Below are 24,875 nucleotides of genomic sequence, written 5' to 3' on the forward strand. Positions count from 1 at the left end.
GCTGTCATTCGTCGGCTGCTATCTGTCACCCGACGTCCGTCAACCGAGATCCGTCAGCTGAAATCGGCCAGCTGATCAGAAGCCGCCGAAGTCCCCATCGCCGCCGCCGAAGTCCCCGCCGCCACCATCGAAGCTGCTGAAGTCGGAGTTGCCGAAGTCGGAGGTATTGAAGTCGGCGCCGGTGAAGTCGCCGCCCTCGACCCCGCCCCGGTCGTAGCCGCCGCCGTCGTACCCGTAGCCACCGCCGTCGGACGCCCAGGCGTTGCCGGGCGAGGCGAAGACCGAGCCGAGCGCGGTGCCCACCAGCAGCCCGGGCAGCAGCCCCGAACCGAAGTAACCGCCGGCCCACGGGCTGTACGCCGGGCCCGCGTTCCAGTAGGGCTGCCGCCCGTACTCGGTCTCCACCGTCCGGATGTCCGGCTCCTGGCCGCTCGCCAGCCGCGCCGCGTCCGCCGCGCAGACCGGCACCGTACGCTCGGCGCCGCCCGCCGGGGCCCACTCGGCGTCCTTGACGGACGGCCCGTGGCGCGGGTCGAAGAAACAGGACGGACGGCGCTCGGGCAGCGCCCGCCCGTCGCGGCGCGCGGCCAGCGTGGCGAGCGCGAACCGGCCGTCCGACAGCGCCTCGGTGACAGCCGTCACGTCCGAGGGCTGCTTGGCGGCGTCCATGGTCTGCTTGGCCCGCTCGTACGAATCCAGGGCCTGGGTGTAGTCGGTGCGCTGGGCGTCGTCCGCGCCGGGGGCGCCCGGGTTGAAGTCGAGGCGGTCGAGCTCCTCGCCGAAGGCGGTGATGTCCTCGTCCACCACGACGCGCAGCTGCGCGAGCTCGGCCCGGGTCTTCTCCTCGCGGCGCTTCTTGGCGCGGCGGAAGAGAAGGAACACACCGCCGCCCGCCAGTGCGAGCAGCACGACCGGCACGACGATCGCGGCGACGCTCACACCGCTGGAGCCCACACCCGACCCCTTGACCTGGCCGGCCGCCTGGTCGACGAAGTTGTTGAGAGTGCCGTCGATGTCACCGGGGTGCGAGCGCAGTGCCGCGCCGGCCAGGTTCTTGGCGGCGGCGGGCGACATCGCGCCCCGGTCGGAGGCGGCGCCGAACTGGTCGCCGCGCCAGACCCCGTAGAGACCGGCCACACCGACCTCGGTGCGGAGATCCTGCAGCACGTTGGAGTACTGCGGGCCGGTCGGCACGACCGCGATGAAGATCGGCTTGTCGGCCTTCTCGATCTTCTTGGTCAGCGCGGCCGCCTGGGCCTCGGAGAACCGGCCGGTCATCGCCGGATCGACATAGACCTGGCCCTTCTTGAGGGCCTGGGAGGCAGCGCTCAGCCCACCCGCCGCCGAGGCGGGCGAGGCCAGCAGAAGGAGCAGCCCCAGCAGTGCCGCCAGCAGAGCGGCGGGCACGGCGGCCGGGGGACGGCGAAACACGGTTCTCATGAGAGAGACCGTACCTGGCCCGATCAGGCAATGAACCATCCCCCTGGACCGGCCATCCCCTCCGGAAGGATGCCCCGGCCCTCATCCTGAGGAGTGACCCGTGGCCCGGGCACCCCTCAGGCGGGCATAGGGTTGTCCGAATCAGCACTGCCGTCCGGAAAGTGCCGTTCCGAAGCCCAGTAGTGCACAGCGGCTTAGTACTGCACAGATCCGATCGGAGCACTTGGTGATCATCGGCCTTGTCACCGCCGTCACTGCCTCAGCCTGTTACGGCACCGGTTCGGTCCTGCAGGCGCTCGGCTCCCGCCGTTCGGCCCGTGAGGAAGCGGCTGCCCAGGGCAGTGCGGCGGGCATCACCGAGCACGGCGGGCCGAGCCTCTCCTCGACCGCGAAGGCGGCCGTGACCTGGGAGTTCATGCTCGGTACGGCGCTCGACCTGATCGGCTTCGTGCTGGGCGCGCTGGCCGCGCGGCTGCTGCCGCTCTTCCTGTCCCAGACCATCCTCAGCGCCAACCTGGTGATCACCGCCGTACTCAGCGTCAAGCTGCTCGGCATCCGCCTGAAGCGTCCCGAGTGGGCGTCGATCGCCGTCCTCTGCACGGCGCTGCTGCTGCTCGGAGTGGCGGCGGGGCCCGAGGGCGGGCACCACGTGGCGATGGCGGTGCACTGGTGGCTGCTCGGCGCCTCGGTCGTGCTGATCGCCGGCGGCAGCCTGATCGTCCGCCGGCTCGGCGCGGGCGGGGCGATCGTGGCCGGTCTGCTCTCCGGCCTCGGCTTCGGCGCGCTGGGCATCGGCGTCCGGATCCTGAACGGGTTCGAACCCTTCTCGCTCGGCCAACTGCTCGGCGACCCGGCCCTGTACGCGATCCTGGTCGGCGGCCTGGGCGGGATGTACCTGCACACCGTCGCGCTGCAGATCGGCTCGGTGAACGGCGCGACGGCCGCCCTGGTGGTCGGCGAGACGGTCGTCCCGGGTCTGATCGGCGTGGTCTGGCTCGGCGATTCCACCCGGGCGGGCCTCGCCTGGGTGGGGGCGCTCGGCTTCGTGCTCGCGGTGGTCAGCGCGGTCTGCGTGGCGTACTTCGGCGTGGAGGAGGGCCACTCCGTGGCCGATGCGGATCAGCGGGAACTGACTGCGCGTTGACCCGAACTCCAGGTGGGGCGTGGGGGAACTGTGCGACGAGGGAAAGGCGCGGGTAGCTGCCTTCCGATTTCGCGCAGTTCCCCGCGCCCCTGAGACAAATGCTCCCTAGCGCGGGGCGCGCTGGCAGTGCGGGCAGAAGTAGCTGGAGCGGTTCATCCAGGCGGCCCGGCGGATCGCCGTCCCGCAGCGACGGCAGGGCTCGCCCTCGCGGCCGTAGGCGTCCAGGTCGCGGGAGAAGTAGCCGCTCTCGCCGTTCACGTTGACGTAGAGGCTGTCGAAGCTGGTCCCGCCGACGGCGAGCGCGGCGTTCATCACGTCGCGGGCGTGCTGCAGCAGCAGCGCGGCCTGCGGGCGGGTCAGCGTCGCGGTCGGCCGCTCGTAGTGCAGCTTGGCGCGCCAGAGGGACTCGTCCGCGTAGATGTTGCCGACCCCGCTGATCAGCGTCTGGTCGAGCAGGGCCCGCTTGACGGTGGTGCGCTTGGCCCGCAGGGCGGCGATGAAGACCCCGTCGTCGAAGCGCGGGTCGAGCGGGTCACGGGCGATGTGCGCGATGGAGACCGGGGTGGCTTCCGGGTCATCCGGTTCGGCCTCCTCTATCGCCAGGCCGCCGAAGGTCCGCTGGTCGACGAAGCGCAGCTCGCGGCCTTCGTCGGTGAAGCGCAGCCGGACCCGCAGATGGGTCTCGTCCGGTACCGACGGGTCCTGGACGAGCAGCTGCCCGCTCATGCCGAGGTGGCCGATCATCGAGAAACCGGAGTCGGCCAGCGGCACCCAGAGGTACTTGCCGCGCCGCTGCGCGGCACCGAAGGTCGCCCCGGTCAGCCGGGCGGCGAAATCGGCGGCACCGCCCGGCTGACGCCGGACGGCACGCGGGTGGAGCACCTGTACTTCGGCGACGGTACGGCCGGCGACCCAACTGGCCAGGCCGCGCCGGACCACCTCTACCTCAGGAAGCTCCGGCACGGCTGATCAGCCTGCCGACTTGGGGAGACTGTCGGCGTACTTGGCCTTGATGGCCCGCCAGGCACTCTCCGCCGCCTTCTGCTCGGCTTCCTTCTTCGAACGGCCGCTGCCGTGCCCGAAGTCCTCGCCGGCGACCCGGGCCGCGGCGTTGAAAAGCTTCTCGTGGTCGGGTCCGGACTCGGTGACCACGTACTCGGGCACTCCGATTCCGGCCGACGCGGTGAGTTCCTGAAGGCTGGTCTTCCAGTCCAGGCCGGCACCCAGCTGCGAGGACTCCTCGATCAGCGGGTCGAACAGGCGGTGGACGAAGTCCGTCGCGGCGTCCAGCCCCTGGTCCAGGTAGATCGCACCGATCACGGCCTCGACGGTGTCCGCGAGGATCGACGACTTGTCACGGCCACCGGTCCCCTCCTCGCCCTTGCCCAAGCGGATGAAGGTACCGAGCTCAAGGCCACGGCCGACTTCGGCGAGCGCACGGGAGTTCACCACCGCGGCGCGCAGTTTGGCGAGCGTACCCTCGGGGACATCCGGGTGGATGCGGTAGAGGGTGTCGGTCACCACCAGACCCAGCACCGAGTCGCCGAGGAACTCCAGGCGCTCGTTGGTGGGCAGCCCGCCGTTCTCGTACGCGTACGAGCGGTGGGTCAGCGCACGCACCAGAAGGGCGCGCTCGAGTACGAACCCGAGGCGCCCTTCCAGAACGTCGTATTCGGTCGAAGCCGGTCCGCCGGCCCTGCTCCCGTTGCTGGGAGCCGACTTGCGGGATGAGTTGCTATCCGACATCGATCCGTACACCCTGCCGATCAGACCGAGAGGACCTGGCGACGGTTGTACGTGCCGCAGCTGGGGCACGCGATGTGACCGAGCTTCGGCTCGTGGCAGCGGTCGCACGCCACGAGGGCCGGAACGACGGCCTTCCAGTTGCTACGGCGGTGGCGCGTGTTGCTGCGCGACATCTTCCGCTTCGGAACAGCCACGGCTACTTCTCCTGGTTCTCGGCGAGACCCTCACGGGTACCGCTGTTCGTGATTCCGTCACCCTCGTCGCCGGGGGCGGCGGAGAGTCCCTGCAGTGCCGCCCACCTGGGGTCGGCGGCATCGTGGTGGTGCGCCGGGTCGTCACTCAGGCGTGCCCCGCATTCGGAGCACAGGCCCAGGCAGTCTTCCTGGCACACCGGCTGCAGCGGCAGTGCGAGCACCACCGCGTCACGCAGCACCGGCTGGAGGTCGAAGAAATCGCCCTCCAGACGGTAAGTCTCTTCCTCGGAGTCCTCGTCGAGGTCCTCGGTGCTACCCGCCGACCGGCCGCGCACGCGGTCGTCGGACTCCGGGTAGTAGAACAGCTCCTGGAACTCGACGTCGATCTCGTCGTCGAGGGGTTCGAGGCAGCGTACGCACTCGCCCTCGATCCGGGCCTCGGCGGTGCCCGTCACGAGCACACCCTCGACCACCGACTCCAGACGGAGTTCCAACTTGATGTCGCTCTTCTCGGGAACACCGATGACGTCGATGATCCCGAGCCCCTCGGGGGCCTCCAGAGTGCGGGACACCTTACGCATCGATCCCGGGCGACGTCCGAGCTCATGCGTGTCGAACACGAGCGGGTCGCGGTGGTCGAGGCGGTTCAAGGTGTCCTGACTTCCTGAAGGCGCCGCGCAGAACTGCGTGGCGCGGCATGATCTCGTCCGGCGGCAGGCAAGCGGGCAGCCGAACAGTCCCAGCACGAACGGGCCGGAGTGGTCAGACTACCGGAGAGTCCAGCCAGGCCCAACTTCGGACCCGCTCACCGGCCGCCGAGCTCCCGCAGCCTGGTCATGTCGATCATGCTGGTGTCGAAGAAACTGGTCTCGTCGAGACCGGCCTGCTGGGGCAGATGAGCCTGCTGGCCCACCTGGCCCTGCTGCTGCGGGTAGCCGTAGGCGTCGTACGCCTGCTCCTGGCCCACCTGCTGGCCCGGGTAGCCCTGCGGCGGCTGGGCGTACCCCTGCGGGACGCCGTACGGGTCGTGCAGCGCGGCGTCCTGCCCCTGGTACTGGGGCTGGTAGCCGTACTGGTTGCCGTACGGGTCGGTCTGCGGCGGGCCCGCCGGGTCGTAGCCGCCGCCGTACACCTCGGCGTACTGCGGGTCGGGCTGACCCTGCGGCTGGGCCGGGTACTGGGCGGCGGCCGCGTACTGGTCCTCGCCCGGCGCCTGCCAGCCGGCCCCGGCCGGGGTCTGCTCGGGCCAGCTCTGCTGCTGCGGGACCGACACCTGCTGGGGCAGCTCCTCGCGGTACCAGGGCTGCTCCTCGCCGTCCTCGGCGAAGCCCGCAGCAACCGCCTCGGCGCGGCTCTTCAGCTGCTGGGCCTCGTCGGCGGCGGCCAGGTAGGCGCCCAGTTCGTCGATCGGGGCCTTGCCGAGGAGCTTGTCGCGGCCCTTGCCGACGGCCTCCAGTGTCTTGCTGAGCACCGTCTCCAGGGTGGCGAGCTTCACATCGACGTACTCGTCGACCTCGGGGCTCGGGGTGTTACGCGGGCGGAACTCCTCGCCGTCCTCGGCGAAGTCCCCGTCCTGCTCGAAGACGCTCGCCTCGCCGCGCAGCTTCTGCCGGCCACGGCCGACGGCGCCCAGGGTCTTGGTGAGCACGACCTCGAAGTTGGCCAGCTTGCTGTCGACGTAGTCGTCGGCCTCGGCGAGCTTGGTCTGCACCTCGGTGCGGGTCTCGCCCAGGATGCGGTCCGCCTCGGCCTGCGCCCGGCGGACCACCTCGGTGTCGGAGATCAGCGAGCCGCGCTCGCTGTGCGCACCCTGGATGATCTGCTCGGCCTGGGCCTGGGCATCGGCCACCACCTGCTCGTGGTCGGCCATCACCGACTGGGCATGGGCGAGTTCGGCGGGCAGCGCCGAACGGAGGTCCTGGAGCAGGCCGACCAACTCGGCGCGGTTCACCACACAGGAGGCCGACATCGGCATCGAGCGGGCGTTCTCCACCGCGGCGACGATCGCGTCGAGTCTGTTCTGCACGTCCACGGGCGTTTCTGTCTTTCCGTGTGCCGCCGAGGTGCGGCGGAGGCAGGTCCCGACGGCACCACATCATCGCCAGCGGGCAGGACTACAGACTGTACGTCCACTCCGCCCGCAGCTCACAACGTCCCAGGCCGCCCGGCCGCCTGAGCGGGGGGCGTCTTGTGACAGTTCGACAGGAGTTGTCCGAATTACCCGCGATCACCCGCCCGATCACGCGCCCTGTGCGTCGGCCTGTGCGTCGGCCTGCGCCTTACGCTCGGCTATCCGCTCGACCAGCCGCCGGTTCACCAGCTCGGGCAGCAGGTGCGAGACGTCTCCGCCGTACGAGGCGACCTCCTTGACCAGGCTGGAGGAGAGGAAGCTGTACGTCGGCGAGGTCGGCACGAAGAGCGTCTCGACCCCGCTCAGCCCGTGATTCATCTGGGCCATCTGGAGTTCGTAGTCGAAGTCGCTGACCGCGCGCAGACCCTTGATGATCGCCGGGATGCCGCGATCCCGGCAGAAGTCCACCAGCAGGCCCGTGTGCGCCTCGACCTCGATGTTGCCGTACTTGGCCGTGGTCTCCTCGATGAGCTGGATGCGCTCCTCGACGGTGAACATGCCCTGCTTGCTCCGGTTGATCGCCACGGCGACATGGACGACGTCGTACAGCTTCGACGCACGCTCGATGATGTCGAGGTGGCCGTTGGTGATCGGGTCGAACGATCCGGGGCAGACGGCGCGGCGCATCTGTGGACTCCCTTTGTGGGGTGCGGTGCTACGAGTCTTGATCAACCTCGGTGGCGGCGCGACCGTACCAGAGGGTGCCTTCGCCGTACTTGCGCGAACGCAAGCCTTCGAAACCCTCGGGCCAGCCGAACTCGCCGCCGCGAGTGCTGCGTTCCACGGTGACGAGTGCGTCCTCCGTGAGCCAGCCCCCGGCCAGGAGTGTGATCACAATCTCCCGCACCTCGTCGTCCGTGACGGAGTACGGCGGATCGAGGAAGACCAGGTCGTACGGCGTCGCGGGCGGCGGCCCGGCAATCACCCGTTCGGCCCGGTCGGCGCGGACCTCGGCGCCCGGGAGGCCGAGGGTGCGGACGTTCTCCTTGACGATCTTGGCGGCGCTCGCGTCCGACTCGACCAGCAGGACGTGCTCGGCGCCCCGGGAGAGCGCCTCCAGGCCGACCGCGCCGGAGCCGCCGAACAGGTCGAGCATCCGGGCCCCGTGGATCGTCCCGTGCAGGGCCTCCAGGGTGGAGAACATCGCCTCCCGGGCCTTGTCGGAGGTCGGGCGGGTGGTCCGGCCTGGCGGCACGGCGAGGCGGCGGCCGCCGGCCGTACCGCCGATCACGCGGGTCATCCGGGGTGTGTCCTTTCGTGGCTCAGCTGAGCCACCACGGTATCCCTGCAGCTTGGGTGGCTCCACCAACAGGCAACCGGGTGACCACAGGGGCGCGAGGAACTGCGCGAAGCGGGAGGGCACAGGCTGTTGCCTTCCGATCTCGCGCACGCGTTTAAGCGAGCAGAGCCCCGCGCCCCTGTCCGGTCGGCCCGTTTACTCAGCAGGCAAAGCCGCTGCCGCTCCGAGGAGGGCCGGGGAGGCGTAGCGGGACCAGGAGAGGCAACCGTCGGGCGGGCAGTACTCGGGGCGGCGCGGGTCGTGGCCGAGCTCGCGGAGCTTCGTACGGACGGAGTCCGGCGTACGGCCGAACCGGGCGGCTATCCGGGCTACGGTCTCGTTCTCGTGGAAGCGGCGGATCAACTCCTCCTCGTGCTGCGGCACCCAGGGGGCGCCGTGTCCGGGGTAGAGCTCACGCAGCACGTCGCGGTCGGGGATGGGCTCGGAGACGTCGGCGACGATCGCCAGCGCACGCAGCGCGCGGTTGAGCGCGATCCGGAGCGAGGCGACGTCCTCGACGGGGAGGCGGATCTTGCCTGAAGCGAGGGGCGCGGCAGCGGCCCCCTCGCGCCAGCCGGTCAGGGTGAGGGTGACTTCGCGGTCGTCCTCGCTGGCGAGCTCGATCCGGAAGATCTTGTCGCCGAGCGGGAGCTCGTTGAGATGACGAAATGCCATGGCAGGACCCCCAGATGTCGTGCCAGGGACGCACCTTGGGGGTGCGCCCTGAACACCTTCATTCTCTCGTGGGGCACTGACAATTCACGGTCCGTCAGCTGGGCGTCAGCCCTTCTCCAGGTAGTCGGCGCGGTCCTCGTCGAGGAGGCTCGCGAGGGTCAGCCGGAGGTCCGGGTGGTCGGCCAGTTCCTGGTCCCGGGCGACCAGTTGGGTGGCCTCCTCGCGGGCCGCCGCGATCACGTCCTCGTCGTCCAGGACGGAGAGCACCTTGAGCGAGGACTTCACCCCGGACTGCGCCTGGCCGAGCACATCGCCCTCACGGCGCTGTTCGAGGTCGATCCGGGAGAGCTCGAAGCCGTCCAGCGTCCCCGCGACGGCGTCCAGCCGGGCCCGGGCCGAGGAGCCGGCGGGCATGTCGCTGACCAGCAGGCAGAGCCCGGGGGCGCTGCCCCGGCCGACCCGGCCGCGCAGCTGGTGCAGCTGGGAGACGCCGAAGCGGTCGGCGTCCAGGATGACCATCACGGTGGAGTTCGGGACGTTGACGCCGACCTCGATCACGGTGGTGGCGACCAGGACGTCCACCTCCCCCGCCGCGAAGCGCTTCATCACGTCGTCCTTGGCGTCCGGCGCGAGCCGCCCGTGCAGGATCTCCACCCGCAGCCCGGCCAGCGGCCCCTTGCCCAGCATCTCGGCCGTCTCCACGACCGCGAGCGGCGGACGGCGGTCGTCGCTCGCCGCCCCGAGGTCCTCCGGGTCGTCGGGCAGCGCCTTGCGCTTCTTCGCCCCGCCCTTCCCGTTCTTCCCGTCCTCCGGCTCGTCGCCGATCCGGGGACAGACCACGTACGCCTGGTGCCCCTTGCCGACCTCCTCGCGGACCCGCTCCCAGGCCCTGGCCAGGAAGTTGGGCTTCTCCAGCGCGGGCACCACATGGGTGGAGATCGGCGAGCGGCCCGCCGGGAGCTGGTCCAGCACGGACGTCTCCAGATCGCCGAAGACCGTCATCGCGACCGTGCGCGGGATCGGCGTCGCCGTCATCACCAGCAGGTGCGGCGGCTGCTCGCCCTTGGCGCGCAGCGCGTCCCGCTGCTCGACGCCGAAGCGGTGCTGCTCGTCCACCACGACCAGGCCGAGATCCTGGAACTGGACCTTGTCCTCGATCAGCGCGTGCGTCCCGATCGCGATCCCGGCATCACCACAGGCCATGTCCAGCATCACCTGCCGCCGGGCCGGAACACCCATCGAACCGGTCAGCAGCACGACCTTCGTCCCGAGGTCCGAGCCCCCGAGCATGCCGCCCTCCGCCAAGTCCCCCATCATCTCGGCGATCGACCGGTGATGCTGCTGCGCGAGCACCTCCGTCGGCGCGAGCAGGACGGCCTGGCCGCCGCTGTCGACCACCGTCAGCATCGCCCGCAACGCGACCAGGGTCTTCCCGGAGCCGACCTCGCCCTGGAGCAGCCGGTGCATCGGGTGCTCGGTTTCAAGATCCTTGAAGATCTCGCCGCAGACCTTCTGCTGCCCGTCGGTGAGGGTGAAGGGGAGGCGGGCGTCGAAGGCGTCCAGCAGGCCGTCGGCACGGCGCGGCCGGGGTACGGCGGGGAGCGCGGAGTCGGCGGCGCGGCGTTGGGCCAGCGCGACCTGGAGGACGAAGGCCTCGTCCCAGCGGAGGCGGGCCCGGGCGGCCTCGCGGTCGGCCTGGCTGCGCGGGCGGTGGACCAGTTCGAGGGCTTCGGTCAGCGGGAGCAGCTGGTGCTTGGCGCGCAGCTCGGCCGGGAGCGGCTCGCCGACCCCGGCCCAGGCAGTGGCAGCGAAGCTGTCCAGGACGAGTTCCACGCAGGCGGCCAGCTTCCAGCTGGGCAGCTGGGCGCTGGCCGGGTAGACCGGGATCATCCGGCCGGCGAACTGGGTGGCGGTGTCCGAGTCGGCGTCGGCGTCCAGCAGTTGGTAGTCGGGCGAGGCGAGCTGGCGGGTGCGGTTGAAAAGCCCGACCTTGCCCGCGAACAGCCCCTGGAGCCCCGGGCGCAGGTCCTTCTGGCGCCAGCCCTGGTTGAAGAAGACCAGGCTGAGCCGTCCCCGGCCGTCGGTGACCACGACCTCCAGGCGGTCGCCGCGGCGCGCCTTGAAGGGGATCAGCGTGACCTTCTCGATCCTGGCGAGCACGGTCACGTGCTCGTCGACTTCGAGGTCGTCGAGGCTGGTCAGCTGGCCGCGTTCGACGTACCGGCGCGGGTAGTGGTGCAGCAGGTCACCGACCGTGCGCAGCTTGAGGCTGTCGGCGAGGACCTTCGCGGTGCGGTCGCCGACCACCTTGACCAGGGGTTCATCCAGAGCAGGCATCAAGCCCTATTGGACACCACCGGACCGACACTCCGTTGAATTCGAGCTCTACTCGACGCCGATGAGCAGCGGTGCCGACTCCCGGCCGCCCGCGAAGACCACGGTGTCCACCTCGGGCCGCTGCCTGCGGGCGTGCGCGACCAGCTCGTCGGCGATCCGGTGCGGGGTGCCCGCGCCGAGGACCAGGGTGACGAGTTCGCCGCCGGCCGCGAGCATCCGGGAGAGCACGGTCTCGCCGGTGCTGAGCAGGCCGGGGCCGATCACCGCGACGTCGCCGTCGATCAGGCCGAGCACGTCCCCCGCCTGGCAGACCCCGGCCATCGTCCAGGACTCCCCCTCGGCGACGGCGAGTTCGGCGTAGCGGGTGGCCCCGGCGGCGGAGGTCATGGCGACCACGTCCTCGTCGAAGCGCCGGGAGTTCTCGTGCACGGCGAGCGCGGCGAGGCCCTGGACGGGCGAGCGGGTGGGCAGCACGGCGATCCGTACGCCCTCCTCGCGGAGCTGGTCGGCGGCGGCTCCGGCGGCGGCGCGCAGTTCGGGGTCGTTGAGCAGCAGGACGACCTCGCGGGCCCCGCAGCGCCGCAGCGCCTCGGCGAGTTCGGCGCTGGCCGGCGGTCGGTCCGGGTCGGCGAGCAGGACGGCGGCGCCCGCCTGCCGGCAGAGTTCGGCGAGGCCGCTGCCGGAGACCACGCTGAGCACGGCCCGGCCCTCCGGTGCGGCGCCCGCGCGGTCGCCCGCCCGCTCCCCGGCCCGGGCGGCGGCCTCGGCGAAGTGGGTGATCCGGATCTGGTACGGCCGACCGGCCTCGACCCCGGCCTCGACGGCGGCACCGGCGTCGTCCACATGGACGTGGACGTTCCAGAGGCCGTCTCCGCCGCCGACCACCAGCGAGTCCCCGAGCGCGGCGAGTCTGCCCCGGAGCATCGGGAGGGCCTGGTCGGGGGCGTCCAGCAGGTAGATGACCTCGAAGGCGGGGTGGCCGGGGCCGGGCGGTCGTTCGTGGCCCTCGCAGCTCTCGAAGGTCCGGTGGTGCGGCAGGCCGAGCGCGCCGGGCTCGCCGAGTTCCTGGCGCAGCGCGACCGGGCCCATCGGGGTCTGTCCGGCGACGGCGTCCGAGAGCGCGCCGAGGATGGCGACCAGCCCGCGCCCGCCGGCGTCCACCACACCGGCCTCGGCGAGCACGTCGAGCTGCTCGGGTGTGTGCAGCAGGGCCTTACGGGCGGCCTGGTAGGCGGTGTCGGCGGCTTCGGCGAGCCCGCCCGCGCCTTCGGCGGCGGCCTGGGCGGCGGCGGCGGCCACGGTGAGAAGCGTCCCCTCGACCGGTTCGGCGACGGCCTGGTAGGCGGATTCGGCGGCGCGCAGCAGGGCGGCGCGGAAGTGTTCGGGCTCGCCGCCCCGGGCGAGCACCTCGGCCAGCCCGCGCAGCAGCTGGGCGAGGATCACGCCGGAGTTGCCCCGGGCGCCGATCAGCGCGCCCCGGGCCATCGCCGCGACGGTGCTCCCCAGGTCGGGCTCGGCGTCGTCGGCGAAGCAGCCCTCGACCGCGACGGCCGCCGACTCCACGGTCAGGTAGAGGTTGGTGCCGGTGTCGCCGTCCGGGACGGGGTAGACGTTGAGCGCGTCGATCTCCTCGCGCGCCTGGCCGAGGGCGGTCAGCGCGAGCCTGCACCAGGTACGGACGGCCGGGGCGTCGAGCGTGTCCAGCACCAGGTCTCCTCCGGATGAACGCCACCGGAACGCGGATGAACGCGGCCGCTACGCGGTGGCGAGGGTGATGCTGGCAGGTTAGACCCTCGCTCCCCAAGGGACGGAGGGTCTCCTCCGGGCGGGATCGGGATCGTCGCTGGCAGGAGGCTCGCCCGGCGACGATCAAGGGCCCGGTCATGGTAGTTTCGTTGAACCGGAGTCGGCGTTGTATGCTCTCCCGGTTGCCTGGAACAGTCCAGGCTCACCCTTTGATCCGGTCTGGTCCCACGCGAGTGGTCCAGTTGGTTCAGCCGGGGTTTTCGAACGTAAATGATCTGAAGTCTTGGAGTGACTCCTGTGGCTGCCAACTGCGACGTCTGCGGCAAGGGGCCGGGCTTCGGCAACAGCATCTCCTTCTCACACCGCCGTACCCCCCGTCGTTGGAACCCCAACATTCAGACGGTGCGCGCTGTGATCGGGCGGACGCCGAAGCGGCTCAATGTCTGCACCTCGTGCATCAAGGCCGGTAAGGTCTCGCGCTGACGCGCAGACCGGTAAGCCGGTCCTCCAGATTGCCGATCCATCTTCGGGTGGGTCGGCTCTCTGTTTTGTGGTTCAGGGCCATCCGTTCAGGGTCATCCCGGGACCACGGGGCTTCACTGATGCCGGTCAGGGCCAACGCCCTGACCGGCATCAGTGTGTTCCGAGCCGCTGAGGCGTCAGCGCCAGCGCCAGGCGTGGTCGACCGGGCCGATGCCCGCGCCCAGGGCGAAGCCGGCCTGGATCGCGCCGGTGATGTACTCCTTGGCGGCCGCGACCGCCTCGGGCATCTCGCGGCCCTTGGCCAGCTCGGCGGCGATCGAGCTGGCGAGGGTGCAGCCGGTGCCGTGGGTGTGGCGGTTGTCGTACCGGGGGGCGCGGTACCAGTGCTCCGCGCCGTCGGGGCCGACCAGCAGGTCGGCGGCCTCGCCCTCCAGGTGGCCGCCCTTGATCAGCACCCAGCGCGGGCCGAGCGCGAGCAGCGCGTCGGCGGCGGCGCGCATCTCGCGCTCCTCGGTGACGATGAGGCCGGTGAGCTGCGTCACCTCGTGCAGGTTGGGCGTGGCGAGGGTGGCGACCGGGAGCAGCCGCTCCCGTACGGTGGCGACCGCCTCGGCGGCGAGCAGCGCGTCACCGTGCTTGGAGACGCCGACCGGGTCCACCACCACCGGGGCGTCGACGCCCGCGAGCAGTTCGGAGACGGTCTCCACCAGCTCGATCGAGGCGAGCATCCCGGTCTTGACCGCCTGCACGCCGATGTCGTCGACGACGCTGCGGAACTGTGCGCGGACGGCCTCGGCCGGTAGCTCCCAGTAGCCCTGGACGCCGAGCGAGTTCTGCGCGGTGACGGCGGTGATCACGCTCATGCCGTGCACGCCGAGGGCGAGCATCGCCTTCAGGTCGGCCTGGATGCCGGCGCCACCGCCGCTGTCCGAGCCGGCGACGGTGAGTACGCGGGGAGGAGAAGCCATGGGCGACAACCTACCTGGAGCGGCTCTGGAGCTGCAGTGCCGGTTCGGACAGAGGCCCTCAGAGCACCGCTTCGGACTCCACCCAGCGGTCCTGCGGGACGGTCTTGAGCCCGGTGACGGCCTCGGCGACCGGGGCGAGCAGGATCTCGGTTCCGCGCAGGGCGGTGAAGTGGCCGAAGGCGCCCTTGTGGACGGCTTCGACGGCGTGCCAGCCGAACCGGGTGGCGAGCACGCGGTCGAAGGCGGTCGGGGTGCCGCCGCGCTGGGTGTGGCCGAGGATGACCGGGCGGGCCTCCTTGCCGAGCAGGCCCTCGAGTTCGGCGGCGAGCCGGTTGCCGATGCCGCCGAAGGTCTGGTGGCCGTACTGGTCGACCGCGCCGTGGTCGAACCGGAGCGTGCCGGGGGCGGGCTTGGCGCCCTCGGCGACGGCGATGATGGCGAACTTCTTGCCGCGCCGGAAGCGTTCCTCGATCATCCGGGCGACGCCCTCGATGTCGAAGGGCTTCTCGGGGATGAGGATGCCGTGCGCGCCGCCGGCCATCCCGGCGGTCAGCGTGATCCAGCCGGTGTGACGGCCCATCAGCTCGACCACCATCACCCGCTGGTGGGACTCGGCGGTGGTCTTCAGCCGGTCGATCGCCTCGGTGGCGACGTGTACGGCGGTGTCGAAGCCGAAGGTGACGTCGGTGGCGTCGATGTCGTTGTCGATGGTCTTCGGTACGCCGACCACGGGCAGCCCGGCGTCGCTGAACATCTTGGCGGCGGTCAGCGTGCCCTCGCCGCCGATCGCGATCAGGGCGTCGATGCCGAGGTTGTGGGCCAGCGTCTCGGCGTTGTCGACCGCCCAGTTGATCCGCTCGCGCTGGACCCGGGCCGAGCCGAGGATGGTGCCGCCGAGGGTGAGCAGACCGGTGACGTCGTCGTGCGAGACGGGACGGCTGCGGCCCTCGATCAGGCCGAGGAAGCCGTCCTCGATCCCGATGATCTCGTCACCGTGGACGTCGGTGCCCCGGTGCACCACCGAGCGGATCACCGCGTTGAGGCCGGGGCAGTCTCCGCCGCTGGTCAGGACACCGATACGCATGGTGGCTGTGATCTCCGCTCCGGGCGGGGGCCGCCCCTGAGTAGATGGTTGGTACGAGCCGGACACACCGGACATACCCGCCCGGACCGACAGCGCAAGAGTACGCTGTCAAGCCCTCCCCGAAGCCCATTCCCGCTCCCCGGCAAGGTCACTCGACCGGGGGCGCGTTGACGGCATTCCGCGCTCGCTCCGAGCTCCGAGCTCCGAGCTGCGCGCTCGTGCCGCCCTCGTGCCGCGCTCACTCCGCCGCGAAGTGGTCCCACCCGCCGACCCGGTCCCAGGGCGCACCGTCCACGGTCACCTGGCCGCCGCGCGCCGGGCTCGCCGTCCGGACCACCTGGCCGACCACCCGCCAGCGGGCGGGCAACTGGACGCTGCTCGGGAAGGTCGCCACGATCGCGTGGTCCTCGCCGCCGGAGAGCACCCAGACCAGCGGGTCCACGCCGACGGCCTGCCCGATGTCCGCCATCTGGGCGGGGACGTCGAAGTCCGCCGCGCGCAGGTCGATGTCGACGCCGCTGGCCTTGGCGACATGGCCGAGGTCGGCCACCAGGCCGTCGCTCACGTCGATCATCGCGGTGGCCCCGAGTTCGGAGGCGGCCGGGCCCGCGTGATACGGCGGTTCGGGGCGGCGGTGCGCCTCGACGAAGGCGCGCGGTGAGCGGAAGCCCCGGGACAGCACGGTCAGCCCGGCCGCCGACCAGCCCAGCCAGCCCGTCACCGCGACCACGTCCCCGACCTGCGCGCCGGAGCGCACCACGGGCGCGCGGCCCTGCAGGTCACCCAGCGCGGTGATCGCCAGCGTGATGGTGTCGCCGCGTACCACGTCGCCACCGACCACGGCGGCACCGGCGACCTGGCACTCGTCGCGCAGGCCGTCCATCAGCTCGGTGGCCCAGGTGGTGGGCAGGTCGGCGGGGGCGACCAGACCCAGCAGTATCGCGGTCGGCACGGCCCCCATCGCGGCGATGTCGGCCAGGTTCTGGGCGGCGGACTTGCGTCCGACGTCGTACGCCGTGGACCAGTCGCGGCGGAAGTGGCTGCCCTCGATCAGTACGTCGGTGGTGGCGACCACCCGGCCGTCGGGCGCCTTGACCACTGCCGCGTCGTCCCCCGGACCGAGGTCGACGGCCGGGGTCAGCGGCAACCTGGCCGTCAGCTCCCGGATGAGCCCGAACTCACCGAGCTCGCCCACGGTCCCCTGCATGTGCCGTCCTCTCCACTCCACCGACTGAGACTTGCCGAGACTTCCCGAGCAAGTCCTGAAAGACCTACGCGTAAGACCTACCGGGACCGAACCGAGCTGCCACCTGGGCCTGCGCGCCCCCGCGCGCAGCGTACGCCCCTCGGGCATGCAGAAGTCTCCCCTCCGAGCCCCACCGCGCGGTAGCGTGGTGATCAGACTGCCGGTCAGCCCGCTCCCGTCCCCTGGGCCGTCCCGGCGGCAAGCGCCGCATCCAGCCGCCTGGAGGTCCCCCGTGATACAGGCCTACATCCTGATCCAGACCGAGGTGGGCAAGGCCACGGCCGTGGCCCGTTCCATCTCGCAAATCAACGGCGTCCTGCTCGCCGAGGACGTCACCGGGCCGTACGACGTGATCGTGCGCGCCGAGGCCGAGACCGTGGACGACCTGGGCCGGCTGGTGGTCGCCCAGGTCCAGCAGGTCGAGGGAATCACCCGGACGCTGACCTGTCCGGTGGTGCACCTGTAAGAGCGCCCGCCAGCCCCCTACCGGCGGACGCTCTAGGCCCCGATACGATCGGCGGATGGCCTGGTTCCCCGTTCTCAGCTCGCTGCCCGCCCCCGTGCGGTGGGCGGCACCCCCGGCCGTCCTGCTGGGCGGGCTCGGGCTGCTGATCGGCGGCTGGACGGGGTCGTCCGACCGGATCGCCCCGCCGGTGCCCAAGGCGAGCCAGGCCGGGTTCTGCGCGGCGCTCGGCAAGGCACTGCCGCAGAGCGTGCTGGGCCACCGCCGCGCGGACCCGTCACCCGCCTCGCCGTACACCGCGGCCTGGAGCAGCTTGCCGCGTACCGTGCTGCGCTGCGGCGTGCCCCGGCCGGAGTACCTGAACAAGGACATGGCCGCCCTGGCGCCCGAGATCAACGACGTGCAGTGGGGCATGGGTTCGGACGGCGCGGGCGGGTACCGCTTCGTCACCACACTGCGCAAGGTCTACGTCGAGGTGACGGTCCCGAAGGGCGCCTACCCGAACTACGCCGACCCGCTCAGCTCGCTCACCGACGCGATCAAGGCCACCATCCCCGACGGACTGTGACTGTCAGGGCCAACCCCCAGGGGCGCGGGGAACTGCGCGCCACGGTGCACCTACGTAGTGCCCTGACAGTACAGTTCCCCGCGCCCTCCCGGAGGTCTCAGCGCAGGCCGGTCGAGCGCCGCAAGGCAGCCTGCAGCAGGCGGTCGATCAGCTCGGCGTACGGCAGCCCGCTGGCCTCCCACATCTTCGGGTAGGCCGAGATCGGGGTGAAGCCGGGCATCGTGTTGATCTCGTTGACCACCCAGCTGCCGTCGGTGAGCCGGAAGAAGTCCACCCGGGCCAGGCCCTCGCAGCCGAGCGCCTCGAAGGCGGCGACGGCCTGACGCCGGATCTCGGCGGTGTCGTCCGCGTCGAGTTCGGCGGGGATGCGCACCTCGGACGAGTCGATGTACTTCGCCTCGAAGTCGTAGAACTCGTAACCGCCGCCGACCAGCACCTCGGCCGGCACGCTGGCGCGCGGGCCGTCCTCGAACTCCAGCACCGCGCACTCGATCTCGCGGCCCTCGACACCCCGCTCGACGATCACCTTGGGGTCGTGGCGGCGGGCCTCGTCGATCGCGGTGTCCAGGTCGGCGAGGTCCTTGACCTTGGTGATGCCGATGCTGGAGCCGGCCCGGCAGGGCTTGACGAAGAGCGGCAGGCCGAGCGCGGCGATCCGGGTGCGGGCGGCGGCGCGGCCCTCCTCGGTCTCCCAGTCGCGCTTCACCACGGTGTAGGAGCCGACGCCGATGCCGTGCGACTCCAGGATCCGCTTGGTGAACTCCTTGTCCATGCCGACCGCGCTGGCCAGCACGCCGGAGCCGACGTACGGGACGCCGGAGAGCTCCAGGAGGCCCTGCAGCGTGCCGTCCTCACCCCAGGGGCCGTGCAGCAGCGGCAGCACCACGTCCACCTCGCCGAGCGCCTTGGGCGCGGCGCCGGGCTCGCTCCAGACCACCTCACGGCTGGCCGGGCTGCCGGGCAGGGCGACCTGGCCCTCGGTGGACCCGGCGATGCCGTCCACGTCGGGCAGCTTGCCGTCGGTGATGGACATCCGGGCCGGATCGTCGTCGACCAGGGCCCAGCGGCCCTCGTGGGTGATGCCGATCGGCAGCACCTCGTACTTGCTGCGGTCGATGGACCGAAGCACGCTCGCGGCCGTGGAGACCGAGATGCCGTGTTCGGAGCTGCGACCGCCGAAGACGATCGCGACGCGCGGCTTTGCGGCGCCCGAAGCGCCCGGGTTCGGGGAGGTCTGTTCGATGCTCATATCGCGTTTGAGACTACCGTGAGCCCATTGTCGGTTCCGCAAGCAGGCAACCGGGTCACCAGCTCAGGGGCGCGAGGCTCTGCCTAACGGCGTTCGGGCTTCGCCGAGCGGGCCATCAGGGTGGCCAGGGCCTCCTGAGTGGGGCGGCCGTTGTGCACCACGTCGACCACCGCCTCGACGATCGGCATGTCGACGCCGTTGCGCCGGGCGAGGTCGAGCACCGACTCGCAGGACTTCACTCCTTCGGCGGTCTGCTTGGTCGCGGCGATGGTCTCCGCCAGCGACATCCCACGCCCGAGGTTGGTGCCGAAGGTGTGGTTGCGGGAGAGCGGCGAGGAGCAGGTCGCGACCAGGTCGCCCATCCCGGCGAGCCCGGCGAAGGTGTACGGGTCGGCGCCGAGCGCCAGCCCGAGCCGGGTGGTCTCGGCCAGTCCACGGGTGATCAGGGTGGCCTTGGTGTTGTCGCCCAGGCCCATGCCGTCGGCCATGCCGACCGCCAGCCCGATCACGTTCTTGACCGCGCCGCCGAGTTCGCAGCCGACCACGTCGGTGTTGGTGTACGGGCGGAAGTACGGGGTGTGGCAGGCCTTCTGGAGCCGCTTGGCGACCGCCTCGTCCGCGCAGGCGACCACGCTCGCGGCGGGCTGGCGGTTGGCGATCTCCATGGCCAGGTTGGGGCCGCTGACCACCGCGACGCGCTCCGGGCCGACGCCGGCGACCTCCTGGATGACCTCGCTCATCCGCTTGGCGGTACCGAGTTCGATGCCCTTCATCAGGCTCACCAGGACCGTCTCGGGCCCGACCAGCGGCGCCCAGGCGGCGAGGTTCTCCCGCAGCGTCTGCGAGGGCACCGCGAGCACGGCGAAGTCCGCGCCGGCCAGCGCGGTGGCGGGGTCGGTGGTCGCGCAGACGCGGTCCGAGAGCGTCACGTGCGGCAGGTAGTCCGGGTTGGCATGGGTCTCGTTGATCGCGTCGACCAGCTCCTTGCGGCGGCCCCAGAGGGTCACCTCGCAGCCGGCGTCGGCCAGGATCATCGCGAATGCGGTACCCCAGGAACCCGTCCCGAAGACGGCGCAGCGGGTCACTTGGAGTTCTCCTCGGGGGTCATACCTTCGTACTTATGTTTTTTCGTGCGGTCATTCGTGCCCGGGCCTGCGGCCCGGTCGCCCTTGGCCTCGGCGGCCTCGCCCCGGAGGCGGGACGCCTGCCGCATGTCGTAGCGCACGGCGGGCGGCTGCTCCTGCCGGATGCCCGCCAGGACCTCGGTGATCGCGGCCATGATGTCCTCGGTCGCGTCCTTGAGCACCTGGGCGGTGATCTCGTGGCCCTGGTACTTGCTCAGGTCCACCGGCGGGCCGGCCGCCACCGTCACCCGGTGCCGGGGGAAGAGGTTGAACCTACCCTTCCCGCCGCGCCCGTAGGGCGGGATGATCTCGTGCGCCCCCCAGTGCGCGACCGGGATGACCGGCGCGCCGGTCACCAGTGCGACCCGGGCGGCGCCGGTCTTGCCGGTCATCGGCCAGAGGTCCGGATCCCGGGTGAGCGTGCCCTCGGGGTAGAACTGCACGCACTCGCCGCTGTCGATCGCCTCGATCGCGGCCCGGAAGGCCTGCGCGGCGTCGGTCGAGTCCCGGAACACCGGGATCTGGCCGGTCCTGCGCAGCATGAAGCCGATGAACGGCACCGAGAACACCGAGGACTTGCCCAGCATCCGGGGCGGCCGCCCGCTGTTGTACTGCCAGTGCGCGTAGATCAGGGGGTCGATCAGGGAGTTGTGGTTGACCACTGTCAGGAACCCTCCCCGCTCGGGCAGGTGCTCCCAACCATGCCAGTCCGGCTTCACCAGGGCGGTGGTGACCGGCTTCACGAGCACGGCCGCGAAGCGGTACCAGATCCCGTAGTCGGCGTTGCCGAACCTGGCGTACGAGCGGCGGGCCACCCCAGCTCCTCCTCATCCGGTGCGGCACCCGGGGTGCCGCGGCATCAGTCACGCAGGTCGGTCGCCCGGGGCCGGTCGCAGCGACCGGATCGGGCGCCGACCAGTCTCGCCCGTGGGCTCGCCGACTGTCGAGCGCGCTACCCGAAGGCCGGGCGCAAGTGATCAATCGCACGCCGACCCGGATGGCGCGACCTGGCGAGGGCTCAGGCGTCGGCGCCACAATGGCGCCGATGACCCAGGACACGGTACGCCCCGCCGAGCCCCCCGCGCCCGTACCCACCGCCGCGCGCGGCGGGTGGTCGCTCGTCCTGCCGGTGAAGCCGCTGGCGCTCGCGAAGAGCCGGCTCGGTCCGTTCGCCGGTGCGCGGCGGCCCGAGCTGGCGTTGGCCTTCGCGCTGGACACCGTCACGGCGGCACTGGCCTGCCCGCTGGTCGGCCGGGTCCTGGTGGTAACTCAGGACACCTGCGCCGCACGGCAGTTGGCCCGACTGGGCGCGGTGGTGGTCGACGGCGAACCCGACGGCGGCCTCAACCCGGCACTCGCCCACGGCGCCGAGTACGCCCGCCGGATCGCGCCGCGCGCGCCGCTCGCGGTGCTCTCCGCGGACCTGCCCGCGCTGCGGCCCGCCGAACTGGCCCGGGTGCTGGGCGCGGTGCCCCCGGCCGGGCGCGCCTTCCTCGCGGACACCCCCGGGATCGGCACCACCCTGCTCGCCTGCTCCCCCGGCGCCCGGCTGGGCCCGGCCTTCGGCGGCGGCTCCCGCGCCCGGCACGCGGCGGGCGGCGCGTACGAGATCGGGCTGCCCGACGTCCCCTCCGTCCGCCGCGACGTGGACACCGGCGCCGACCTCGCCGAGGCCCTCGCCCTGGGCGTCGGCCCGCACACGGCGGCGGTGTCGGCCCTCGTGCGGCCCCTGGGACAACGGTCCTGATCGGTATGCTGCTGGCATGCAGGCCACCGCGTTCACTTACGACCCCGACACCCGCGCGGGTTCCGTGCTGCTCGACGACGGCACGCCCGTCCCGTTCGACGCGGCCGCGTTCGACGCCGGGGGCCTGCGGCTGCTCCGGCCGGGGCAGCGGGTGCGGATCCGCACCGAAGGCGACGGGGACGCCCGCCGGGTGGTCTTCCTGACCCTGCAGACCTTCCCGGACCCGGGCGAGCTCTGAGCCCGACCGCGCCAGGCCCGCTCCGCTCTAGGCCCTAGGCCCGCTCCGGAGTGACCCGGACCGCGTGCGACCGGCCCGCCATCGCGAAGCTGAGCGTCAACTCACCGTCCCGCTCCAGGAAGGCCTCGACCCGCTCGACCGCCCCTGGGCCGAAGAAGTACCGGTAGGCCTCGTACTGGGTCCACCCGAGCGGCAGCACCCGCAGCGCCTCCCAGAGGGCCGCCAGCGCGTCCGGGAGGCGGCTGAAGGTGGCCGGCTCGGTGATCCCCTCGATGGAGACGGTGATGGGCGGGCCGGGCTTCGCGCCGTCCGTGGGCCTAGAGCTGCTCACTGCTGGAACTCTCCTGCTCCTGGTCGAATTCGGCCCAGACGCTCTGCGCCGTGTGCGTGTAGTGGTGCCCGTAGCGGTCCGCGCCGGCCAGGGCGGCGATCACCTTCAGCTGGTTCTCCACCGGGAGCCCCTGGGGCAACGCCACCTCCACCCGGTAACCGCCGCCCGGGCGGAGGCGGACGCGCGCCCGCGTCCCGGCGGCCCTGGCAAGGCGGTTCGCCACGTCAAACACCCTGGTGCTTCGCACGCAACGACTCTCCCCGCGAGCGGTCGATCACGGAACGTGAATCTAAGTAATTAGATTCCACCTGATGCATTAGATTGTCAACGCTGAATCACCCGCCCTGTCGCATCGGCAGGGATCGTGCCTGCCGCCGGGAGAGCCAGATGCGCTCAGAAGAGCACCCGTACCTGCGGATCGCTGACGAGCTGCGCAACCGAATCGCCCAGGGCGACTGGAAGCTGGGCGAGCGGCTGCCCTCCCGTAAGCAGCTCGCCATGGCCTACGGAGTCGGCGCGAACGTGCTGCAGCGAGCACAGCAGCTGCTGATCACCGAAGGGCTGCTGGAGGGTCGCGCAGGCTCGGGCACGTACGTCCGGAAGCCGACCGCGCGCCGCCTGATGCTCCGCTCCCGCCATCTCGGGCTGCACAGCTCCACGCACTTCCACGCCGACTTCGGCAAGTACGACTCGCTCGGGACCTGGGAGGCGCACAGCAACGTCCGGACCGAGGCGTCGCCCAGGATCGCCGGCCGGCTCGGCCTCGAACCGGGCGAGCTGGTGGTGCACACCACGTACGAGTTCCTGATCGACAGCCAGCCGGTCCAGCTCGCCAACAGCTGGGAGCCGTTGGCGATCACCCTCGGCTCGCCGGTGCTGATGCCCGAACTCGGGCCGCTGGCAGGCCGGGGAGTGGTCGAGCGGATGGCCGCGATCGGCGTCCAGGTGGACTCCGCCGTGGAGAGCCCGCGTCCGGCCCGGGCCACCGTGAAACAGGCATTGGTGCTCGGGATCTCGGCGGGCGATCTGCTGACGCTGGTCGAGCGGACCTATTTCGACGTGGACGGCCGCGCGGTGGAGACCGCCGACATCGTCATTCCCGATGCGCGCTGGAAGGTCAGGTACGAGCTCCCGGTCGAACGCCCGGAGCGACAGGCGTACCCGTCGGACGGGACGGTCTGACGGTCCGGTCGGACAGGCCGGTCGGACGGGCCGTGAATCCCCCGGCCGCGAAAGAGCCGTGGCGACTCGCACCGGGGGTCTTCCAAAGGATGGAGCACCCGGAGTGCGAGCCGCCACGGCTCACGGCCGCAGCGCGGCCGTCGACTGAAGAAACCGCCGAACCTACTTGGCGGTGGACTTGCGCGCGGTGGTCTTGCGCGTGGTCGTCTTCTTCGCCGGAGCGGTCTTCTTGACCGCGGTCGCCTTCTTCGCGGCGACGGCCTTCTTGACCGCCGGAGTCGCGGCGACGGTCTTCTTGACCGCCGTCGCCTTCTTCGCGGTGGTGGCCTTCTTGACCGCCGGAGTGGCGGCCACGGTCTTCTTGACCGCCGTCGCCTTCTTGACCGCCGTGGTCTTCTTCGCGGCGGTGGCGGTGGTCTTCTTCGCGACCGTCTTCTTGGCGGCGGCCGGGGCGGCGGCGGCAGCGGTGGCGGACCGCTTGGTGGCGGCGCGCTTGACGGCAGCGGTGGTACCGCTCTTACCAGGGGTGAGCGAGCCCTTGGGGGCCTTCTTCACCGAGGGGCCCTCCTTCGGCAGCTTCTTGCTGCCGCTGACCAGGTCCTTGAAACCCTGGCCGGGGCGGAAGCGAGGCACCGAGGTCTTCTTGACCTTGACCTTCTCGCCGGTCTGCGGGTTGCGGGCGAAGCGCGCGGAGCGCTCCACCTTTTCGAAGGTGCCGAAGCCGGTGACCGACACCCGGTCACCCGCCACAACGGCACGCACCATGGTGTCGAGCACTGCGTCGACGGCCTCTGCGGCAGCCTTGCGACCGCCCAGCTGCTCGGCCACCGCTTCGACAAGCTGAGCCTTGTTCACGTCTTCCCCTTCGGAAACGGGCGCCGGATGATTCCATCCGTTCATTTCGCACGTTAGGTATGTATCTGCGGACTTTCAATTACCAAACGTGTGAATCACCCTAGTGTCGCAATGGATTTGCGCGTCAGCGACCTCAGTGGACGGGCGGATGCCCCTCGTCGAGGTCTCGCACAAAGCAACTCAACCGCCGCGCCGCCTCCGGTAGATCGCGCTTGGCGGTCTCCGTGACGATCAGCAGTTGACGGGTGAGAGCGGTCTTTGCCTCCGCTGACACGTTCAGCGCATGAACGCGGGCATGAGCTTGCTTCAACCGCTCTGCCACGAGCGCGTAACGCGCCGCGACTTCCGACTCGTCCGGCTCCTCGGTAGGTGAGGTGTCGTCGTCCGGCCGATCGTCAATTCGACTCTCGGTTGGCCCGGCTGTCCCCTCCGTCGGCGCGGGTTCGCGGCCCGCGTACGGAGGTTCAAGGTCCCGGTGCATGCAACGATTGTGCCATCTGTGCGGAGTTGCGCTGCGCAGACCCCGTCTCCGGCAAATCACGGACGACTATCCGGGGTGCGCCGCGACCCGAACTCAAGGTCGAACTCGGGCCTGGAACTGCCGGATGGCCCGCCCCCCCGAGGGGGCGGGCCATCCGGCGGACC

The 24,875-nt window shown here is 71.2% G+C and carries 28 protein-coding genes; 7 read left to right on the plus strand and 21 right to left on the minus strand.

Annotated elements, in window-relative coordinates:
* Window positions 1-75: 75 nt before the first annotated feature.
* Window positions 76-1,440: a hypothetical protein gene (locus P3T29_RS22845; protein ID WP_280718448.1), complete on the minus strand. Its 1,365-nt coding sequence runs from the start codon at window positions 1,438-1,440 to the stop codon at window positions 76-78.
* Window positions 1,441-1,666: 226 nt separating this feature from the next.
* On the opposite strand from P3T29_RS22845, the gene P3T29_RS22850 reads away from it, so the two are divergent.
* Window positions 1,667-2,584 (plus strand): hypothetical protein, encoded by a 918-nt coding sequence (locus P3T29_RS22850; RefSeq protein ID WP_280718449.1) that lies wholly within the window; start codon window positions 1,667-1,669, stop codon window positions 2,582-2,584.
* Window positions 2,585-2,689: 105 nt separating this feature from the next.
* On the opposite strand, the gene mutM is transcribed toward P3T29_RS22850, so the two are convergent.
* The 10 genes from mutM to P3T29_RS22900 form a co-directional block, all read right to left on the minus strand.
* Window positions 2,690-3,547 carry a bifunctional DNA-formamidopyrimidine glycosylase/DNA-(apurinic or apyrimidinic site) lyase gene (gene mutM / locus P3T29_RS22855; RefSeq protein ID WP_280718450.1) on the minus strand — a complete coding sequence of 286 codons (858 nt, stop codon included), beginning with the start codon at window positions 3,545-3,547 and terminating at the stop codon, window positions 2,690-2,692.
* Between the two features lie 6 nt (window positions 3,548-3,553).
* The gene (gene rnc / locus P3T29_RS22860; protein WP_280718451.1) at window positions 3,554-4,330 is read right to left on the minus strand and encodes a ribonuclease III; all 777 of its coding nucleotides are present in this window, start codon (window positions 4,328-4,330) and stop codon (window positions 3,554-3,556) included.
* A 20-nt stretch (window positions 4,331-4,350) separates the two neighbouring features.
* Window positions 4,351-4,524 (minus strand): 50S ribosomal protein L32, encoded by a 174-nt coding sequence (gene rpmF / locus P3T29_RS22865; RefSeq protein WP_030056747.1) that lies wholly within the window; start codon window positions 4,522-4,524, stop codon window positions 4,351-4,353.
* A 2-nt stretch (window positions 4,525-4,526) separates the two neighbouring features.
* Complete coding sequence (locus P3T29_RS22870) at window positions 4,527-5,174, minus strand: DUF177 domain-containing protein (protein ID WP_280718453.1); 648 nt, start codon at window positions 5,172-5,174, stop codon at window positions 4,527-4,529.
* A gap of 155 nt (window positions 5,175-5,329) precedes the next feature.
* Window positions 5,330-6,556, minus strand: coding sequence for a cell division initiation protein (locus P3T29_RS22875; RefSeq protein WP_280718454.1), 1,227 nt, complete (start codon window positions 6,554-6,556; stop codon window positions 5,330-5,332).
* A 207-nt stretch (window positions 6,557-6,763) separates the two neighbouring features.
* On the minus strand, window positions 6,764-7,282 hold the full coding sequence (gene coaD / locus P3T29_RS22880; protein ID WP_280718455.1) for a pantetheine-phosphate adenylyltransferase: 519 nt from the start codon (window positions 7,280-7,282) through the stop codon (window positions 6,764-6,766).
* 28 nt (window positions 7,283-7,310) lie between these two features.
* Window positions 7,311-7,895, minus strand: coding sequence for a 16S rRNA (guanine(966)-N(2))-methyltransferase RsmD (rsmD, locus tag P3T29_RS22885; RefSeq protein WP_280718456.1), 585 nt, complete (start codon window positions 7,893-7,895; stop codon window positions 7,311-7,313).
* Between the two features lie 195 nt (window positions 7,896-8,090).
* Window positions 8,091-8,609 carry a hypothetical protein gene (locus P3T29_RS22890; protein WP_280718457.1) on the minus strand — a complete coding sequence of 173 codons (519 nt, stop codon included), beginning with the start codon at window positions 8,607-8,609 and terminating at the stop codon, window positions 8,091-8,093.
* Window positions 8,610-8,714: 105 nt separating this feature from the next.
* Window positions 8,715-10,946, minus strand: a complete 2,232-nt coding sequence (gene recG, locus P3T29_RS22895; protein WP_280718458.1) for an ATP-dependent DNA helicase RecG — start codon at window positions 10,944-10,946, stop codon at window positions 8,715-8,717.
* Between the two features lie 48 nt (window positions 10,947-10,994).
* Window positions 10,995-12,653, minus strand: a complete 1,659-nt coding sequence (locus P3T29_RS22900) for a DAK2 domain-containing protein (RefSeq protein WP_280718459.1) — start codon at window positions 12,651-12,653, stop codon at window positions 10,995-10,997.
* Window positions 12,654-12,989: 336 nt separating this feature from the next.
* On the opposite strand from P3T29_RS22900, the gene rpmB reads away from it, so the two are divergent.
* Window positions 12,990-13,175, plus strand: coding sequence for a 50S ribosomal protein L28 (gene rpmB / locus P3T29_RS22905; RefSeq protein WP_280718460.1), 186 nt, complete (start codon window positions 12,990-12,992; stop codon window positions 13,173-13,175).
* Window positions 13,176-13,351: 176 nt separating this feature from the next.
* Here rpmB and thiD read toward each other — a convergent pair whose 3' ends face one another.
* From thiD to P3T29_RS22920, 3 genes are all read right to left on the minus strand, one after another.
* Window positions 13,352-14,143: a bifunctional hydroxymethylpyrimidine kinase/phosphomethylpyrimidine kinase gene (gene thiD / locus P3T29_RS22910; protein WP_280718461.1), complete on the minus strand. Its 792-nt coding sequence runs from the start codon at window positions 14,141-14,143 to the stop codon at window positions 13,352-13,354.
* A gap of 58 nt (window positions 14,144-14,201) precedes the next feature.
* Window positions 14,202-15,227 carry a 6-phosphofructokinase gene (locus tag P3T29_RS22915; protein ID WP_280718462.1) on the minus strand — a complete coding sequence of 342 codons (1,026 nt, stop codon included), beginning with the start codon at window positions 15,225-15,227 and terminating at the stop codon, window positions 14,202-14,204.
* A gap of 238 nt (window positions 15,228-15,465) precedes the next feature.
* A complete protein-coding gene (locus P3T29_RS22920; protein WP_280718463.1) occupies window positions 15,466-16,434 on the minus strand; it encodes a thiamine-phosphate kinase in 969 nt (322 codons plus the stop codon).
* A 271-nt stretch (window positions 16,435-16,705) separates the two neighbouring features.
* On the opposite strand from P3T29_RS22920, the gene P3T29_RS22925 reads away from it, so the two are divergent.
* The gene (locus tag P3T29_RS22925; protein ID WP_280718464.1) at window positions 16,706-16,939 is read left to right on the plus strand and encodes an Lrp/AsnC ligand binding domain-containing protein; all 234 of its coding nucleotides are present in this window, start codon (window positions 16,706-16,708) and stop codon (window positions 16,937-16,939) included.
* Between the two features lie 55 nt (window positions 16,940-16,994).
* Window positions 16,995-17,504: a DUF3515 domain-containing protein gene (locus P3T29_RS22930; protein ID WP_280718465.1), complete on the plus strand. Its 510-nt coding sequence runs from the start codon at window positions 16,995-16,997 to the stop codon at window positions 17,502-17,504.
* A 97-nt stretch (window positions 17,505-17,601) separates the two neighbouring features.
* Here P3T29_RS22930 and P3T29_RS22935 read toward each other — a convergent pair whose 3' ends face one another.
* The 3 genes from P3T29_RS22935 to P3T29_RS22945 all read right to left on the minus strand — a co-directional run bounded on the left by P3T29_RS22935 (window position 17,602) and on the right by P3T29_RS22945 (window position 20,692).
* On the minus strand, window positions 17,602-18,753 hold the full coding sequence (locus P3T29_RS22935; protein WP_280718468.1) for a D-alanine--D-alanine ligase family protein: 1,152 nt from the start codon (window positions 18,751-18,753) through the stop codon (window positions 17,602-17,604).
* Between the two features lie 83 nt (window positions 18,754-18,836).
* A complete protein-coding gene (locus P3T29_RS22940) occupies window positions 18,837-19,838 on the minus strand; it encodes an NAD(P)H-dependent glycerol-3-phosphate dehydrogenase (RefSeq protein ID WP_280718469.1) in 1,002 nt (333 codons plus the stop codon).
* On the minus strand, window positions 19,835-20,692 hold the full coding sequence (locus tag P3T29_RS22945; RefSeq protein WP_280718470.1) for a lysophospholipid acyltransferase family protein: 858 nt from the start codon (window positions 20,690-20,692) through the stop codon (window positions 19,835-19,837). The genes P3T29_RS22940 and P3T29_RS22945 overlap by 4 nt, the downstream gene beginning before the upstream one ends.
* 230 nt (window positions 20,693-20,922) lie before the next feature.
* Here P3T29_RS22945 and cofC point away from each other — a divergent pair, with 230 nt between their 5' ends.
* Both cofC and P3T29_RS22955 read left to right on the plus strand, forming a co-directional pair.
* Window positions 20,923-21,624, plus strand: coding sequence for a 2-phospho-L-lactate guanylyltransferase (gene cofC, locus P3T29_RS22950; RefSeq protein WP_280718471.1), 702 nt, complete (start codon window positions 20,923-20,925; stop codon window positions 21,622-21,624).
* A gap of 16 nt (window positions 21,625-21,640) precedes the next feature.
* Window positions 21,641-21,862 carry a hypothetical protein gene (locus P3T29_RS22955; RefSeq protein ID WP_280718472.1) on the plus strand — a complete coding sequence of 74 codons (222 nt, stop codon included), beginning with the start codon at window positions 21,641-21,643 and terminating at the stop codon, window positions 21,860-21,862.
* A gap of 34 nt (window positions 21,863-21,896) precedes the next feature.
* Here P3T29_RS22955 and P3T29_RS22960 read toward each other — a convergent pair whose 3' ends face one another.
* Together P3T29_RS22960 and P3T29_RS22965 are read right to left on the minus strand one after the other, a co-directional pair.
* A complete protein-coding gene (locus tag P3T29_RS22960; protein ID WP_280718473.1) occupies window positions 21,897-22,193 on the minus strand; it encodes a hypothetical protein in 297 nt (98 codons plus the stop codon).
* Window positions 22,180-22,416: a hypothetical protein gene (locus tag P3T29_RS22965; protein ID WP_280718474.1), complete on the minus strand. Its 237-nt coding sequence runs from the start codon at window positions 22,414-22,416 to the stop codon at window positions 22,180-22,182. The genes P3T29_RS22960 and P3T29_RS22965 overlap by 14 nt, the downstream gene beginning before the upstream one ends.
* A 164-nt stretch (window positions 22,417-22,580) precedes the next feature.
* Here P3T29_RS22965 and P3T29_RS22970 point away from each other — a divergent pair, with 164 nt between their 5' ends.
* On the plus strand, window positions 22,581-23,375 hold the full coding sequence (locus tag P3T29_RS22970; protein ID WP_280718475.1) for a GntR family transcriptional regulator: 795 nt from the start codon (window positions 22,581-22,583) through the stop codon (window positions 23,373-23,375).
* Window positions 23,376-23,537: 162 nt separating this feature from the next.
* Here P3T29_RS22970 and P3T29_RS22975 read toward each other — a convergent pair whose 3' ends face one another.
* Window positions 23,538-24,230: an HU family DNA-binding protein gene (locus P3T29_RS22975; RefSeq protein ID WP_280718476.1), complete on the minus strand. Its 693-nt coding sequence runs from the start codon at window positions 24,228-24,230 to the stop codon at window positions 23,538-23,540.
* A gap of 133 nt (window positions 24,231-24,363) precedes the next feature.
* A complete protein-coding gene (locus tag P3T29_RS22980) occupies window positions 24,364-24,552 on the minus strand; it encodes a hypothetical protein (protein WP_280718489.1) in 189 nt (62 codons plus the stop codon).
* Window positions 24,553-24,875: the final 323 nt, after the last annotated feature.

The sequence above is a fragment of the Kitasatospora sp. MAP5-34 genome (assembly GCF_029894335.1).
GTDB lineage: Bacteria > Actinomycetota > Actinomycetes > Streptomycetales > Streptomycetaceae > Kitasatospora.

What these genes read in the sequence shown, in the direction of transcription:
- P3T29_RS22890 (WP_280718457.1), bottom strand. Translation starts at nt 8,609, where the DNA reads ATGGCATTTCGTCATCTCAACGAGCTCCCGCTCGGCGACAAGATCTTC.
- P3T29_RS22930 (WP_280718465.1), top strand. Translation starts at nt 16,995, where the DNA reads ATGGCCTGGTTCCCCGTTCTCAGCTCGCTGCCCGCCCCCGTGCGGTGG.
- rsmD (WP_280718456.1), bottom strand. Translation starts at nt 7,895, where the DNA reads ATGACCCGCGTGATCGGCGGTACGGCCGGCGGCCGCCGCCTCGCCGTG.
- P3T29_RS22845 (WP_280718448.1), bottom strand. Translation starts at nt 1,440, where the DNA reads ATGAGAACCGTGTTTCGCCGTCCCCCGGCCGCCGTGCCCGCCGCTCTG.
- cofC (WP_280718471.1), top strand. Translation starts at nt 20,923, where the DNA reads ATGACCCAGGACACGGTACGCCCCGCCGAGCCCCCCGCGCCCGTACCC.
- P3T29_RS22970 (WP_280718475.1), top strand. Translation starts at nt 22,581, where the DNA reads ATGCGCTCAGAAGAGCACCCGTACCTGCGGATCGCTGACGAGCTGCGC.
- P3T29_RS22935 (WP_280718468.1), bottom strand. Translation starts at nt 18,753, where the DNA reads ATGAGCATCGAACAGACCTCCCCGAACCCGGGCGCTTCGGGCGCCGCA.
- P3T29_RS22955 (WP_280718472.1), top strand. Translation starts at nt 21,641, where the DNA reads ATGCAGGCCACCGCGTTCACTTACGACCCCGACACCCGCGCGGGTTCC.
- P3T29_RS22920 (WP_280718463.1), bottom strand. Translation starts at nt 16,434, where the DNA reads ATGCAGGGGACCGTGGGCGAGCTCGGTGAGTTCGGGCTCATCCGGGAG.
- thiD (WP_280718461.1), bottom strand. Translation starts at nt 14,143, where the DNA reads ATGGCTTCTCCTCCCCGCGTACTCACCGTCGCCGGCTCGGACAGCGGC.
- rnc (WP_280718451.1), bottom strand. Translation starts at nt 4,330, where the DNA reads ATGTCGGATAGCAACTCATCCCGCAAGTCGGCTCCCAGCAACGGGAGC.
- coaD (WP_280718455.1), bottom strand. Translation starts at nt 7,282, where the DNA reads ATGCGCCGCGCCGTCTGCCCCGGATCGTTCGACCCGATCACCAACGGC.
- P3T29_RS22915 (WP_280718462.1), bottom strand. Translation starts at nt 15,227, where the DNA reads ATGCGTATCGGTGTCCTGACCAGCGGCGGAGACTGCCCCGGCCTCAAC.
- recG (WP_280718458.1), bottom strand. Translation starts at nt 10,946, where the DNA reads ATGCCTGCTCTGGATGAACCCCTGGTCAAGGTGGTCGGCGACCGCACC.